At 72.2% G+C, this 13,030-nt stretch carries 14 protein-coding genes; 7 read left to right on the forward strand and 7 right to left on the reverse strand.

Features of this window, described 5'->3' with window-relative positions:
• Together BGM09_RS28445 and BGM09_RS28450 are read left to right on the forward strand one after the other, a co-directional pair.
• A partial coding sequence (locus BGM09_RS28445; RefSeq protein WP_188284584.1) for a helix-turn-helix domain-containing protein occupies positions 1–326 on the forward strand: 326 nt, incomplete at its 5' end.
• Positions 327–384: 58 nt separating this feature from the next.
• Positions 385–849, forward strand: a complete 465-nt coding sequence (locus BGM09_RS28450) for a VOC family protein (RefSeq protein WP_188284585.1) — start codon at positions 385–387, stop codon at positions 847–849.
• Positions 850–861: 12 nt separating this feature from the next.
• On the opposite strand, the gene BGM09_RS28455 is transcribed toward BGM09_RS28450, so the two are convergent.
• Entirely contained in the window at positions 862–1,368 is a 507-nt protein-coding gene (locus BGM09_RS28455; protein WP_188284586.1) for a GyrI-like domain-containing protein, read from the reverse strand.
• 92 nt (positions 1,369–1,460) lie between these two features.
• Here BGM09_RS28455 and BGM09_RS28460 point away from each other — a divergent pair, with 92 nt between their 5' ends.
• Positions 1,461–2,255, forward strand: coding sequence for a GNAT family N-acetyltransferase (locus BGM09_RS28460; RefSeq protein ID WP_188284587.1), 795 nt, complete (start codon positions 1,461–1,463; stop codon positions 2,253–2,255).
• A gap of 123 nt (positions 2,256–2,378) precedes the next feature.
• Positions 2,379–2,828: a MarR family winged helix-turn-helix transcriptional regulator gene (locus BGM09_RS28465; RefSeq protein ID WP_188284588.1), complete on the forward strand. Its 450-nt coding sequence runs from the start codon at positions 2,379–2,381 to the stop codon at positions 2,826–2,828.
• 18 nt (positions 2,829–2,846) lie between these two features.
• Here the strand turns inward: BGM09_RS28465 and BGM09_RS28470 are convergent, their stop codons facing one another.
• On the reverse strand, positions 2,847–3,506 hold the full coding sequence (locus BGM09_RS28470) for a DNA polymerase ligase N-terminal domain-containing protein (protein WP_223187742.1): 660 nt from the start codon (positions 3,504–3,506) through the stop codon (positions 2,847–2,849).
• 308 nt (positions 3,507–3,814) lie between these two features.
• Between BGM09_RS28470 and gndA the strand changes: the two genes are divergently transcribed.
• Entirely contained in the window at positions 3,815–5,257 is a 1,443-nt protein-coding gene (gene gndA / locus BGM09_RS28475; protein WP_188284589.1) for an NADP-dependent phosphogluconate dehydrogenase, read from the forward strand.
• A gap of 82 nt (positions 5,258–5,339) precedes the next feature.
• The gene (locus BGM09_RS28480) at positions 5,340–5,696 is read left to right on the forward strand and encodes a PRC-barrel domain-containing protein (RefSeq protein WP_188284590.1); all 357 of its coding nucleotides are present in this window, start codon (positions 5,340–5,342) and stop codon (positions 5,694–5,696) included.
• A 155-nt stretch (positions 5,697–5,851) separates the two neighbouring features.
• On the opposite strand, the gene BGM09_RS28485 is transcribed toward BGM09_RS28480, so the two are convergent.
• From BGM09_RS28485 to BGM09_RS28500, 4 genes are all read right to left on the reverse strand, one after another.
• Positions 5,852–8,215, reverse strand: coding sequence for a glycoside hydrolase family 65 protein (locus tag BGM09_RS28485; protein ID WP_188284591.1), 2,364 nt, complete (start codon positions 8,213–8,215; stop codon positions 5,852–5,854).
• Positions 8,212–8,955 (reverse strand): HAD family hydrolase, encoded by a 744-nt coding sequence (locus tag BGM09_RS28490; protein WP_188284592.1) that lies wholly within the window; start codon positions 8,953–8,955, stop codon positions 8,212–8,214. The genes BGM09_RS28485 and BGM09_RS28490 overlap by 4 nt, the downstream gene beginning before the upstream one ends.
• Positions 8,956–9,113: 158 nt before the next feature.
• Entirely contained in the window at positions 9,114–9,770 is a 657-nt protein-coding gene (locus BGM09_RS28495) for an SAM-dependent methyltransferase (RefSeq protein ID WP_188284593.1), read from the reverse strand.
• A 178-nt stretch (positions 9,771–9,948) separates the two neighbouring features.
• The gene (locus BGM09_RS28500; RefSeq protein ID WP_188284594.1) at positions 9,949–10,986 is read right to left on the reverse strand and encodes an NAD(P)/FAD-dependent oxidoreductase; all 1,038 of its coding nucleotides are present in this window, start codon (positions 10,984–10,986) and stop codon (positions 9,949–9,951) included.
• Between the two features lie 131 nt (positions 10,987–11,117).
• Between BGM09_RS28500 and BGM09_RS28505 the strand changes: the two genes are divergently transcribed.
• Entirely contained in the window at positions 11,118–12,098 is a 981-nt protein-coding gene (locus BGM09_RS28505; protein ID WP_188284595.1) for an aldo/keto reductase, read from the forward strand.
• Between the two features lie 42 nt (positions 12,099–12,140).
• Here the strand turns inward: BGM09_RS28505 and efeU are convergent, their stop codons facing one another.
• Positions 12,141–12,998, reverse strand: a complete 858-nt coding sequence (gene efeU, locus BGM09_RS28510; protein ID WP_188284596.1) for an iron uptake transporter permease EfeU — start codon at positions 12,996–12,998, stop codon at positions 12,141–12,143.
• Between the last annotated feature and the right edge of the window lie 32 nt (positions 12,999–13,030).

Consider the following 13,030-nt stretch of genomic DNA (forward strand, 5'->3'; position numbering starts at 1 on the left):
TCGCGGCCACCGGCGGCACGATCGGCGTCGCGCGGCTGGCGGCCGACGTCGGCTGGAGCGAGCGGCGGCTGCGGGACCGCTTCGCGGCGGAGGTGGGGCTCAGCCCGAAGGCCGCCGCACGGGTGATCCGCTTCGACCGCACCCGCCGCGGCCTGGCCTCGTACGGCGCCGCCGAGGGGCGGCTGGCCAGGATCGCCGTTGACCGCGGCTACTTCGACCAGGCGCACATGGACCGCGAATTCCGGGCCCTGGCGGGCTGCCCGCCGACACTGTGGCTGGCCGAGGAGCGCCGAAACATCCAATCCGGGCACCACCCGCCCGGGTGAGGCTGGACGCGACAGCACAGCGGCAGCACATCGGCAGCACCGAGGAGGTCCGATCCCCATGATCGAGAGCACTGGCGACAACCCGGAGCGGGGCGCGAGCGACGGCGGCCGCGCGCGAGCGAGAACCGCACCGCCACCCCAGGTCTGGCCCACCCTGCGCGCCCGCGACGCCCGCGCGCTGATCCGCTTCCTCGTGGACGCGTTCGGTTTCGAGGAGACCGCGGTCTACGGGGAGGGCGACACCGTCGCGCACGCCGAACTGGCCTGGCCGGAAGGCGGCGGCATCATGCTCGGCTCGGTCCGCGAGGACCCCGACGGCACCTGGGCCGAGCGGCCCCCCGGCTCCTTCGGCGCCTACGTCGTCACCGCCGACCCCGACGCGCTGCACACGCGCGCCAAGGCCGCGGGCGCCGAGATCACCACCGAGCTGTTCGAGACGGACTACGGCTCCCGCGACTTCGCGGCCCGCGACATCGAGGGCAATCACTGGTACTTCGGCACCTATCCGGGCGAGCCGCGATAGGCCCGCGCGGCCTCAGTCGGCCAGTCTGAACTCCAGGTCCGTCTCCCACTTCGTGGTGTCGGGCTGCGAACGCGGATCGGTGCGGTAGCTCTCCATCCGGCAGCCCCACCGGTCGCCCTCGGCAGTCGGTCTCATGTCCCAGCGCAGCCCCGCCGCCAACGCCCAGTCGAGCAGCAGCGCCGTGGCGCCGACGAGCCCGGCGGGGCTGCCGAGGTGCGTGTACGTCACGAAGCGGCCCGCGGGCAGCACGCCGGAGAAAAGGTCGCCGTCGTGCACCACCGCCCCTGCGACGGGCACGCCCGCCTCGATCTCGAGCTGCCCCGCCATGTCGATGACGTTGTACTTGAGGAAGGGCGGCCCGGCGGACTCCACGCCGAGCGCGGACAGCCGCCCGACGACTTCGGGGACGCGGTGGGCGATGGTGTCGACCGATTCCAGGGTGACAAGGGCCCGGACGGCCGCGTAAGGGCGAGCGGCGCGGTCGACGATCCGGGGCGGTACGTATCCGGTAGTGGTCATGCCCCGGTAGACCGGCCGCGGACCGCAAACTCATCGCGGCGCGGTACGGGACCCGCGAAAACCACTTGCGGGCCTTCGTAGCGTTGGCTCGTATGACGAACAGTGACGGCCTGCTCGCGGCCTATGACGAGCAGATGCGCGGCGCACCGCCGAACCTCTCCGCCGGGGTCAGATGCGAGCGGGACGGACCGGTCCTGCGGCTCAGCGGGCAGTACCGCGGCTTCGTGAGCACACCGCCCGACCTCGGGGTGGAGGGCGCGGAGCTCGACCGGCTGATCGCGCGCCAGCGCGACTTCTTCGCGGCGCGCGGCGAGACCGTGGAGTGGAAGACGCGCGCGCACGACCGGCCCGCCGACCTGCCCGAGCGGCTGCTCGCGGCCGGCTTCGTGCCCGAGGAGCGCGAAACCGTCGTGATCGGGCGGGCCGCGGAGATGACGGCGGGCCCCGTACTGCCGGACGGCGTCGTCCTGCGCGAGGTCACCGCGGACGCCGACCTGCGGCGGATCGCCGCCATGGAGTCGGCCGTGTGGGGCCAGGACTGGGGGTGGCTGGCCGACGACCTGACCGGCCGGATCGCCGCCGCGCCCACCGAGGTCGTCGTGCTGGTCGCGGAGGCCGAAGGTCTGGTCGTCTCGGCGGCCTGGCTGGTGGTCAGGACCGGCACCGACTTCGCCGGGCTGTGGGGCGGCTCGACACTGGAGGCGTGGCGCGGCCGGGGCATCTACCGCGCGCTGGTCGCCGCCCGCGCCCGTATCGCCGCCGCCCGGGGCATCCGCTACCTCCAGGTCGACGCCTCGGACGACAGCGCGCCGATCCTGCGACGCCTCGGCTTCCACGCGGTGACGACCACGACGCCGTACATCTGGTCGCCCCCGGCCCGGCCCTGAGAGCCCGACCCTGAGATCCCGGCCTGAGATCCCGGCCTGAGATCCCGGTCCTGAGAGCCAGAACTTCCCCGCGGTACGGACTCCCGTGCCGCGCCCGGCCGCCGGTCTCTTTACGGTAGGGGTATGGAAGAGAGCACCGAGGACATCTCGCAGACCGCGGTCCAAGCGGCCCACGACCTGCGGGTGACGGTCAGTCGTCTGCTGCGCAGGCTGCGGGAGATCGCCGACACACAGGACCTGACCCCCTCCCAGACCTCGGTGCTCAGCAGGCTGGGCAAGGGCGAGGAGTCCACCGCCAGCGCGCTGGCCGCCGCGGAGGGGGTCCGCCCGCAGTCGATGGCCGTCGCGCTCGGGGCGCTCGAACAGCACGGGTTCATCGAGCGCCACCCCGATCCCCGCGACGGCCGCAGGCAGTTGATCGTGCTCACCGCGGCGGGCCGCGAGCGGGTCCAGGGCAACCGCGTGGCCCGCGAGGAGTGGCTGGCCCGCGCCTTCCAGGACCGCTACACGCCACAAGAGCGCGAGACGGTCATCGAGGCGCTGGCCCTGATGGAACGCCTCACCCAGCCGTAGCCCGCGCGGCGGCCGTCCTCACGCGGGCCCTGATCCGGCGGCCCCTGATTCGGCGGCCCCCGGTCCGGAGGGCCCTTCCGGCGGCTCCTCGCGCTCGACCGCCGCGAGGGTGCGGCCGGTCAGGACCGAGTGGGCCCTGCGCGGATCCGGAGTGGTCCTGCGGCCCGGCGTGCTGTGCGCGTCCTTCTTCTTGACCAGCAGCCACGCCGGGTCCGCCGCGTCCCCCTGACCGCCGTCGGCGGCCTGGTGGATACGGGTCAGCGCGTACGCGCCGAGCAGCTTCGTACCGCGCAGTTCGAAGGAGGCGTGACCGCGCTCCAGGGCCCGCGCGAACGCCTCGGGGCCGCCGTCCGTCAGCGGGTGGTAGGTGCCGTGGTCCCAGACGATGACGGGCCCCGCGCCGTACTGGCCGCCGGGGATCACGCCCTCGTACTCCCGGTACTCCAGCGGGTGGTCCTCGATGGGCACCGCGAGCCGTTTGTCGCGCGGGTCGGTGGACGGCCCTCTCGGCACCGCCCAGGACTTCAGCACCCCGTCGACCTCCAGCCGGAAGTCGAAGTGCATCCGGGTCGCGTCATGGATCTGCACGACGAAGGACGGGTCGTCGCCGGGGGCCGCCGCACCGCCCTCGGGCTCGTCGGTGCGGTCGAAGCGCCGCATGCCGCGGTACTTCGCCAGCCGGTCCCGCTCCTGGCCCGCGCCGTTGTCGTCGCCCGAGCCCGAGCCCGTCTTCGCGTCGCTGTTCGCGCCACTGTTCGCGTCGGTGTTCTTCGCGTCCGCCACGACGGCTCCTCTCCATGGCCCGCTCCTGCCATCATCGGGCAGCCGGAGCGACCCGGCCCGGCCGGAGCGGTCCGCACGGGTGGCTGCGGGCCGCAGGAAGAGGCAGGCTCGACAGTGGGGCCACGGGAAGCGCACGGCCCCGGCCACCGTTGCACGGCAGGAAGACGTACGCAGACGCACACCAACAAGTGTGGAGACATCGCATGAGCGGATCGGCGGACATCGGCGTCACCGGGCTGGCAGTGATGGGCAGCAATCTCGCCCGGAACTTCGCCCGCCACGGCTTCACCGTGGCCTTGCACAACCGCACCACCGCCAAGACGAACGCCCTGGTGGAGCAGTTCGGCGACGAGGGCTCCTTCATCGCCGCGCAGACCGCGCAGGAGTTCGTCGCGGCCCTGGAACGGCCGCGGCGGCTGGTCATCATGGTCAAGGCCGGGGAGGCCACCGACGCGGTGATCCAGGAGTTCGCGCCGCTGCTGGAGTCCGGCGACGTGATCATCGACGGCGGCAACGCGCACTTCGCCGACACCCGCCGCCGCGAGCGGGAACTGCGCGAGCAGGGCATCCACTTCGTCGGCACCGGCATCTCCGGCGGCGAGGAGGGCGCGCTCAACGGCCCGTCGATCATGCCCGGCGGGTCCGCCGAGTCCTACGAGTCGCTCGGCCCGCTGCTGGAGCGGATCGCCGCCAAGGCCGAGGACGGCACGCCCTGCACGACGCACATCGGCCCCGACGGCGCCGGCCACTTCGTGAAGATGGTGCACAACGGCATCGAGTACGCCGACATGCAGCTCATCGCCGAGGCGTACCACCTGCTGCGCGAGGTCGCCGGTTACCCGCCCGAGCGGATCGCCCAGACCTTCACGACCTGGAACACCGGGCGCCTGGACTCGTATCTGATCGAGATCACCGCGCAGGTGCTCGCGCACACCGACGCGGCCACCGGCAAGCCGTTCGTGGACATCGTCGCCGACCAGGCGGAGCAGAAGGGCACCGGCCGCTGGACCGTACAGATCGCCCTCGACCTGGGCGTGCCCGTCTCCGGCATCGCCGAGGCGGTCTTCGCCCGCTCCCTGTCGGGCCACGGCGAGCTGCGGGCCGCCTCCCGCGACCTGCCGGGCCCTTCGGGACCGGTACTCGGCGAGGCCGAGGCCGCCGCCTTCGCCGACCGGGTGGAGCAGGCGCTGTACGCGTCCAAGATCGTCTCGTACACCCAGGGCTTCCACCAGATCCAGGCGGGCAGCCAGACCTACGACTGGGACATCGACCTGGGCGCGGTCGCGTCGATCTGGCGCGGCGGCTGCATCATCAGGGCCGCGTTCCTCGACCGGATCAAGGAGGCGTTCGACAGCCGTCCCGACCTGCCGAGCCTGCTGTCCGACAAGCAGTTCGCCGAGGAGATCGGCGCGGCGCAGGACGACTGGCGGTCCGTCGTGGCGACCGCGGTGGGCCACGGCGTCCCCACGCCCGGTTTCTCCGCGGCGCTGGCGTACTACGACGCGCTGCGCGCCGAGCGGCTGCCCGCGGCGCTCACGCAGGGTCAGCGCGACTTCTTCGGCGCGCACACCTACCGGCGCACCGACCGCGAGGGCTCTTTCCACACGCTGTGGGGCGGCGACCGGTCGGAGGTGAGCACGGATTGACCCGACTGCCACGTGCGTGTGGCGCGTGGACCGGGGCACAAGGAAAGTGAACGGGTACAGCACGTCACCAGGAGGACTCGTCATGATCAAGCCCGCTGATCTCCGCGAATGGCGCGACCACGATGTGGTCGACTCGGAGGGACACAAGATCGGCTCCCTCGAAGCGGTGTACGTGGACACCGGCACGGACGAGCCGCTGATGGTCACGGTCCAGATCGGCCTGCCCACCAGGCACCGGCTCACCTTCGTGCCCGTCACGGACGTGATCGTGGGCCCCGGATGGGTGAAGGTCCCGTACGACAAGGCACTGGTGAAGTCGGCCCCCTCGATCGGCACGGACGACGTCCTGCCCGTCGAGGACGAGGAGGCGATCTTCCAGCACTACGCCTTGCCGTACAAGCCGGCCGGCGACGGCGTGCGCCTGCTCGCCCGACGCTGACACAGCGCGATCGGTGACAGCGCGCGAGCACTGACGGGCATACCCGTTCCCGCACCACGCACCACCGCCCGTGAGAGAACAACCGAGTGGGGTCCGGCCGCTGCCCAGCGGCCGGACCCCACCGTGTTCCCGCGGGAGTTCCCGCGGGGCACGCCCTAGCCGGGCCGCTGGTTGCGGCGGCGCGGCGCCCGGCCCGGGGGCTGCGAGGGCTGCGGGCGGTGCTCGATCTCCGGCAGGTCGCGGCTGACCGGGTGCTCTCCGGTCAGCATGAAGGACTTCTCGTAGTGCAGGACCTCGATCGGCTCGCCCTCCGCGAGGGTGTAGGTGGCCTTGCTCCTGGTGACCTCGACGCGCAGCCGGCGCCCGCGGAAGGCCAGCCGGAAGGCGATCCGGCTGAGCGCGTCGGGCAGCCGGGGCGCGAAGCGGATCGGGTCGCCGTCGAAGAGCCGCATCCCGCCGAGCCCCGACACCAGCGCCGTCCACGTACCGGCGAGCGCCGCGATGTGCAGGCCGTCACGTGAGTTGTTCTCCAGGTCGCCGAGGTCGATCAGCGCCGACTCGCCGAGGTAGTCGTAGGCCAGTTGGAGATGGCCGACCTCGGCGGCGATGATGGACTGGCAGTACGCCGACAGCGACGAGTCGCGGACGGTCAACGGCTCGTAGTACGCGAAGTTCCGTACTTTCTGGGCGTGTTCGAAGGCGTCGCCGCGCAGGAACATCGCCAGCACCAGGTCGGCCTGCTTGACCACCTGCTTGCGGTACAGGTCGAAGTAGGCGTAGTTGAGCAGCAGCGGATAGTGCGCCGGATCGGTCTCGGCGAAATTCCACACCTGGTGCTGGGTGAAGCCCTTCGACTGCTCGTGGACCCCCAGCTCGTCGTTGTACGGCAGCGTCATCGCCGCCGCCGCGTCCCGCCAGGCCGCGGTCTCCTCGTCGGTGACGCCCAACTCGGTTGCCCGGCGCGGATGGCGCTCGGCGGCGTCCGCCGCCGCGACGAGATTCGCCTGCGCCATCAGGTTGGTGTACGCGTTGTCGTCGCTGATCGCGCTGTACTCGTCGGGCCCGGTCACGCCGTCGATGTGGAAGGCCCCCGCGTGGTCGTGATGACCCAGGGACCGCCACAACCGGGCGGTCTCCGCGAGGAGTTCGAGCCCGATCTTCTCCTCGAAGTCCCGGTCGCCCGTGGTCGTCACATAGCGCACCACCGCGTCGGCGATGTCGGCGTTGATGTGGAAAGCCGCCGTGCCCGCGGGCCAGTACCCGGACGCCTCGGCGCCGTTGATCGTCCGCCACGGGAACGCGGCACCGGCCAGGCCCAGTTGATGGGCGCGCTCCTGCGCCGCCGGCAAGGTGTTGTGGCGCCAGCGCAGCACCTCCGAGGTCGCGCGCGGCGCGGTGAAGGTCAGCACCGGCAGCACAGCGGTCTCGGCGTCCCAGAAGGTGTGGCCGTCGTAGCCCGAGCCGGTCAGGCCCTTGGCGGGGATCGCCCGCTCCTCGGCCCGCGCACCGGCCTGCAGGACGTGGAAGAGCCCGAAGCGCACCGCCTGCTGGATCTCGGTGTCGCCGTCGACCTCCACGTCCGCCCGGTCCCAGAAGTCGTCCAGATAGGCGCGCTGCTGCTCCAGCAGGCCCTCCCACCCGGTGTCGCGGGCGCCGACCAGCGCCGCGTCCGCCTGGTCGCGCAGCGCGGGCAGCGAGCGGGTCGCCGACCAGCCGTACGCGACGAATTTCTCCAGCCGCAACCGCTGCCCGGACTCCAGTACGGAGGTGATGGTGAGCCTGCTGACGTGGTCGTCCGACTCCGAGGAGACCTTCGTGGTCGCCTCGGGGCCGTCCACGCGGTGGTCCGCGGCGGCGGCCAGCCGCAGCCCGCTGCGGGCCGTGGAGTGCACCAGCCGCAGCCGGGTGCCGGACGCGAAGTTCTCCTCCGGCACCAGCGGGTTCTCCAGCGCGGCGGCCCGCCGCGGGTCACCCTCGCTGCGCGGCACCTCCTCGTTGGCCACCAGTTCCGACTGCACGACCACGCGCAGGCTGCCGTCGAGCGGCTCCACCTCGTACGCGACGGCGGCCACCGCGCGCTGTGTGAAGGACACCATGCGCGTCGAACGCACCCGCACCGCGCGGCCCGCGGGGGAGACCCACTCGCACACCCGGCGCAACACCCCGGCCCGCAGGTCCAGTTCCCGCTCGTGCGAACGGATCGTGCCGTACCGCAGATCGAACGGCTCGTCGTCCACCAGCAGCCGGATGATCTTTCCGTTGGTGACGTTGATGACGGTCTGCCCGGACTCCGGGTCGCCGTAGGCCGCTTCGGCGTACGGCAGCGGGTGTGTCTCGTGCAGCCCGTTGAGATACGAGCCTGGCAGGCCGTTCGGCTCGCCCTCGTCGAGATTGCCGCGCCAGCCGATGTGGCCGTTGGAGACGGCGAAGACGGATTCGCTCTGCGGCAGCACGTCCAGATTCAGCTCGGACTCGCGCAGGCTCCAGGGGGCGACCTCATAGGCGGGGTCGGTGATCACGCGGTCACTCCGATCAGGTCGGCGAGGTCCTTCACGACGGTGTCGGCGCCGTGCCGGCGCAGCGCCTCGGTCTGTCCGACCCGGTCCACGCCGACGACGAAGCCGAAGTGCCCGGAGCGCCCGGCGTCCATGCCGACCAGCGCGTCCTCGAAGACCGCCGCGCGGGCCGCGTCAAAGCCCAGCTCCTCGGCCGCGGCCAGGAAGGTGTCCGGATGCGGCTTGCCCGGCAGATGCCGCTCCTTGGCGACAACACCGTCCACCCGTACGTCCAGCAGGTGCTCGATGCCCGCGGAGACCAGCACGTCACGGCAGTTCGCGCTGGACGACACCACCGCCGTCCGCAGGCCCGCCGCCCGAACCGCCTCCAGATAGCGCACCGAGCCGGGGTAGGGGCGTACGCCCTCGGTGCGGATCTTCTCCAGCACGACGTCGTTCTTGCGGTTGCCGAGGCCGTTCACGGTCTGCCGGTCCGGTGGGTCGCCGTCGTCGCCCTCGGGCAGTTCGATGCCGCGGGCCTGGAGGAAGGTGCGCACGCCGTCGGCGCGTGGACGGCCGTCCACGTACTCGTCGTAGTCCGCCTTCGCGTCGAAGGGGCGGAAACCGTCGCCGTCCCTGTCCCGCAGGAAGTCGTCGAAGGTCTCCTTCCACGCGGCCGCGTGCACCAGCGCGGTCGGCGTCAGCACGCCGTCCAGGTCGAAGAGGCACGCTCGTACGCCATGGGGCAGTCCGATCTCCGTCATGCCGCACAGGTTCCCACTGATACCTGACACCATGCCGACCAGGGGGTGAAGACCCCCCGTGTCGCCGAACGCCGCGCGGGCGGGAGGCGCGAGGTCCGCGACCCCGCCCGCGTCGCGCGTGTCGTGCGCCGGGCCCGTGTGCCGCCCGGCGTGTCGGGTCAGCCGGACACGGGGAGCCTGCGGACCTTCACGGCGTTGTCGGTCCGCGTGGTCGGGCGCCCGTCGGGGTCGTTCTGGATCCGCTCGTGATCCGCGCAGAGCAGCACCTCCCACGCGCCGTCGGGCAGTTCGAGGCAGGCCAGCACCTCCTGCGGCGAGGGCAGATGCACCTCGGGGTGCGGGTTCTTCTCCCAGGCGGGGAAGCCCGAGTGGCCGACGACGAGCAGGACGCCGCCGGGCGCGACGGCCGCCGCCGCGGCCCGCAGGATCTCCTCGCGCGGCATCTCGCCCAGGGTGTGCAGGAATTGGGCGGAGACGAGGTCGAACGCGCCCTCGGGGAAGGACGCGCCGAGGTCGTGCCGCTGCCAGTCGACCCGGTCGCCGACGCCCGCCTGCTCGGCGTGCCGCGCCGCCCGGTCGAGCGCGACCCCCGAGATGTCGGTGGCGGTGACCCGCCAGCCCTGCCCGGCGAGCCAGATCGCGTCGCCGCCCTCGCCGCAGCCCAGGTCGAGCGCCCGGCCGGGTGGCAGCCCGGCCACCTCGCGGACCAGGACCGTATTGGGATCGCCGCTCCAGATCCGCTCGCTCCCGGCGTAGCGGGCGTTCCAGAACTCCTCGCCCTGGAGTTCCTCGGTCGCCGGAGTGTCGTCGGTCATCGGCCTGTCCTTTCGCTTCGTGAGCCTTGTGACTTTCAGGATCTTCGTGAGCTTTGTGATCTTCCTGAGCTTCTTGAGCGTGCCCTCATGGGCGTGTCGTGGTCGTCCGCGCGGCGGCGTCGGCGCGCCGATCCCGTACCGGTCGGTGCCGTTCTCGTACCGGCGGGTGCCGCGCGCCCTACGCGGTCGTCGCGGCGCCCGCGGAAGCGCGGCGCGCGGCCACCGCGGCCAGCGTCTCCTGCTCGGTCAGGTCCGCGTTGATCGCCGCGGCGGCCCTGACGCCCGCCGTGGCGCCGCCGATCAGGATCTCGACAGGCGCGGTCACATTGCCCGCGACCCAGACGCCCGGCACCGCGGTGGCGCCCGTCGGATCGGCGTCGACCCGGGTGCCGATCGGCACCCCGCCGATCTCCTGCTCGACCGTGGTCAGGCCGAGGTCCGCCAGCAGATCCGTCCTGGCGTCCAGGCGGGTGGGCACCACCAGCGCCTGGCAGGGGATCACCCGGCCACCGGCCAGAGCCATACCGGTCAGCCGGTCGTCGGTCACCTCCACGGCGGCCACCTCGCCCTCGACCACGGCGATCCCGCGGGCGGCCAGCCGCTCGTACTGCTCCTCGTCCGGCTCGGGCGCGGTGTGCACGAAGAGGGTGACGTCCTCGCTCCACTGCCGCCACATCAGCGCCTGGTGCACCGCGAGCGGGCCGGTGCCCAGCACGCCGATCGCCTGGCCGCGCACCTCCCAGCCGTGGCAGTACGGGCAGTGCAGCACCTCGCGCCCCCACCGCTCGGCCAGCCCCCGCACCTCGGGCAGCCCGTCCACCAGTCCGGTCGCCAGCAGCAGCCGCTCGGCGCGGACCGCTGAGCCGTCGTCCAGCCCGACACGGAAGCCGCCGCCGTCGAGCCGCGCGGCCGAGACGGCCCTGCCCCCGGTGGTCTCACCGCCGTAGCGGGCCACCTCCTCCCGGCCGGTGGCCAGCAACTCCGCGGGCTTCGCGCCCTCGCGGCCCAGGTAGTTGTGGATACCGTCCGCGGGCGCGTTGCGCGGCTCGCCCGCGTCGATCACCAGCACCGAGCGGCGCGCCCGGCCCAGCGTCAGGGCCGCGCTCAGTCCGGCCGCCCCGCCACCGACCACCACGACGTCGAAGCGCCGCTCCCCGGCCGCCTCCGTACGCGCCGCCGCCTGCCCGTTTCCGTTCCCGCTCACCTTGTCGGTCATGGTGACCACCTCCGAGCACGGAGCATCGGACACCTGACGTGCGGTGGCAAACATTGTTGCCGGAACAGCAATATTGATCCGTCTCAGCCGGGGTACCCGTGGACAAGGAGACCACGACGCGAGGAGACGGTATGGAGTACACCCGGCTGGGCACGACGGGCCTGAAGGTGTCACGGATCGCCCTGGGGATGATGAGCTACGGCGACCCGGGCAACCGGGCGTGGATGCTCGACGAGGAAGCGTCGCAGCCCCTGGTCCGGCGGGCCGTCGAGGGCGGTGTGACGTTCTTCGACACCGCCGACATGTACTCGCTCGGCCGCAGCGAGGAGATCACCGGACGGCTGCTGAGCAAGCTTTTCGCCCACCGCGACGACTACGTGCTCGCCACCAAGGTCTGCCTGCCCATGGGACCTGGCCCCAACGACGGAGGGCTGTCCCGCAAGCACATCCTGGCGGGCATCGACGCCTCACTGCGCCGGCTCGGCACCGACCACGTGGACCTCTACCAGATCCACCGCTGGGACTACGAGACCCCCGTCGAGGAGACGATGGAGGCGCTCGCCGACGTCGTCCGCTCCGGCAAGGCCCGCTACATCGGCGCGTCCAGCATGTTCGCGTACCAGTTCGCCACCGCCCAGTACACGGCGAAGGCGGCGGGGCAGCCGCGCTTCGTGTCGATGCAGAACCACTACAACCTCGTCTACCGCGAGGAGGAGCGGGAGATGCTCCCGCTCTGCCGGGACCAGGGCGTCGGCGCCATCCCCTGGAGCCCGCTCGCCCGCGGCCTGCTCGCCGGATCACGCGGCAGGGACGGCGAGCGCAGGACCGTACGCGCCGGGAGTGACGCCTACGCCGACAAGCTGTACACCGAGGCCGACTTCGACGTGGTCGACGCCGTCCGCGCCGTCGCGGACGAACGCGGCCTGCCCATGGCCCGGATCGCGCTCGCCTGGCTGCTCAGCCGACCGGCCGTGACCGCGCCCATCGTCGGCGCCACCAAGCTCGCCCACGTGGACGACGCCGTCGGCGCGGTCGAGGTGACCCTCACCGACGACGAGATCGCCCGTCTCGAAGCGCCCTACGTCCCGCACGCGATCCGCGGCCACCGGTGACGTCCGCCGACCGTGCGCGGGTCCCGTGGCCGGGGCTTGAGATCAGCGCGCGGCCTCCGGCTCCGACGGCTCGGGGGAGACCCGCGCGGCCGGGGCCGGCCGACCGCCGGAGCGGCGGAAGAAGAAGTACAGCGTGGGTACGAGGTAGACGCCCCAGGCGCAGAGCTGGAGCACCGTCGGGTCCGGCTGGAAGTTGAAGACGCCCTTCAGCAGGGTGCCGTACCAGCTGTCCGGCGGGATCGTGGAGCTGATGTCGAAGGCCAGGCTGTTCAGACCGCCGATCCAGCCCGCCTCCTGGAGGTCGTGCAGACCGTACGCGAGCACACCGGCCGCGACCACGACCAGCATGGCACCGGTCCAGGTGAAGAACTTCGCCAGATTGATCCGCACCGCGCCCCGGTAGAACAGCCAGCCCAGGATCACTGCGGTGACCAGACCGAGCATCGCGCCGACCAGCGGACGTACGCCGTCGTCGCTCGACTGCACGGCAGTCCACACGAACAGCGCCGTCTCCAGGCCCTCGCGGCCGACCGACAGGAAGGCCGTGACGACCAGCGCGGTGGTGCCCATCGCGAGAGCGGCGTCCAGCTTGCCCTGGAGTTCGGCCTTCAGATGCCGCGCGGTGCGGCGCATCCAGAACACCATCCAGGTGACCAGCGCGACCGCGATGATCGACAGCGAACCGCCCAGCGCCTCCTGGGCCTTGAAGGTCAGCTCCGACGAACCGAACTGGAGCAGCGCGCCGAAGCCGAAGCTCAGCAGCACGGCGGCGCCGATGCCGGTCCAGACCGGCGGCAGGCTCTCGCGCCGCTCCGACTTGACCAGGTAGGCGATCAGGATGCAGACGATCAGGCTGGCTTCCAGGCCCTCTCGCAGGCCGATCAGATAGTTGGCGAACACGGCGGTACTCCAGGGGCCGGGACGGGTGGGAC

This window comes from Streptomyces sp. CBMA29 (assembly GCF_014596445.1).
Lineage (GTDB): Bacteria > Actinomycetota > Actinomycetes > Streptomycetales > Streptomycetaceae > Actinacidiphila.

Coding starts and splice junctions, on each gene's coding strand:
- BGM09_RS28465 (WP_188284588.1), top strand. CDS start 2,379: ATGGAAGAGAGCACCGAGGACATCTCGCAGACCGCGGTCCAAGCGGCC.
- BGM09_RS28500 (WP_188284594.1), bottom strand. CDS start 10,986: ATGACCGACAAGGTGAGCGGGAACGGAAACGGGCAGGCGGCGGCGCGT.
- BGM09_RS28505 (WP_188284595.1), top strand. CDS start 11,118: ATGGAGTACACCCGGCTGGGCACGACGGGCCTGAAGGTGTCACGGATC.
- BGM09_RS28450 (WP_188284585.1), top strand. CDS start 385: ATGATCGAGAGCACTGGCGACAACCCGGAGCGGGGCGCGAGCGACGGC.
- BGM09_RS28495 (WP_188284593.1), bottom strand. CDS start 9,770: ATGACCGACGACACTCCGGCGACCGAGGAACTCCAGGGCGAGGAGTTC.
- BGM09_RS28490 (WP_188284592.1), bottom strand. CDS start 8,955: ATGACGGAGATCGGACTGCCCCATGGCGTACGAGCGTGCCTCTTCGAC.
- BGM09_RS28455 (WP_188284586.1), bottom strand. CDS start 1,368: ATGACCACTACCGGATACGTACCGCCCCGGATCGTCGACCGCGCCGCT.
- BGM09_RS28480 (WP_188284590.1), top strand. CDS start 5,340: ATGATCAAGCCCGCTGATCTCCGCGAATGGCGCGACCACGATGTGGTC.
- BGM09_RS28460 (WP_188284587.1), top strand. CDS start 1,461: ATGACGAACAGTGACGGCCTGCTCGCGGCCTATGACGAGCAGATGCGC.
- gndA (WP_188284589.1), top strand. CDS start 3,815: ATGAGCGGATCGGCGGACATCGGCGTCACCGGGCTGGCAGTGATGGGC.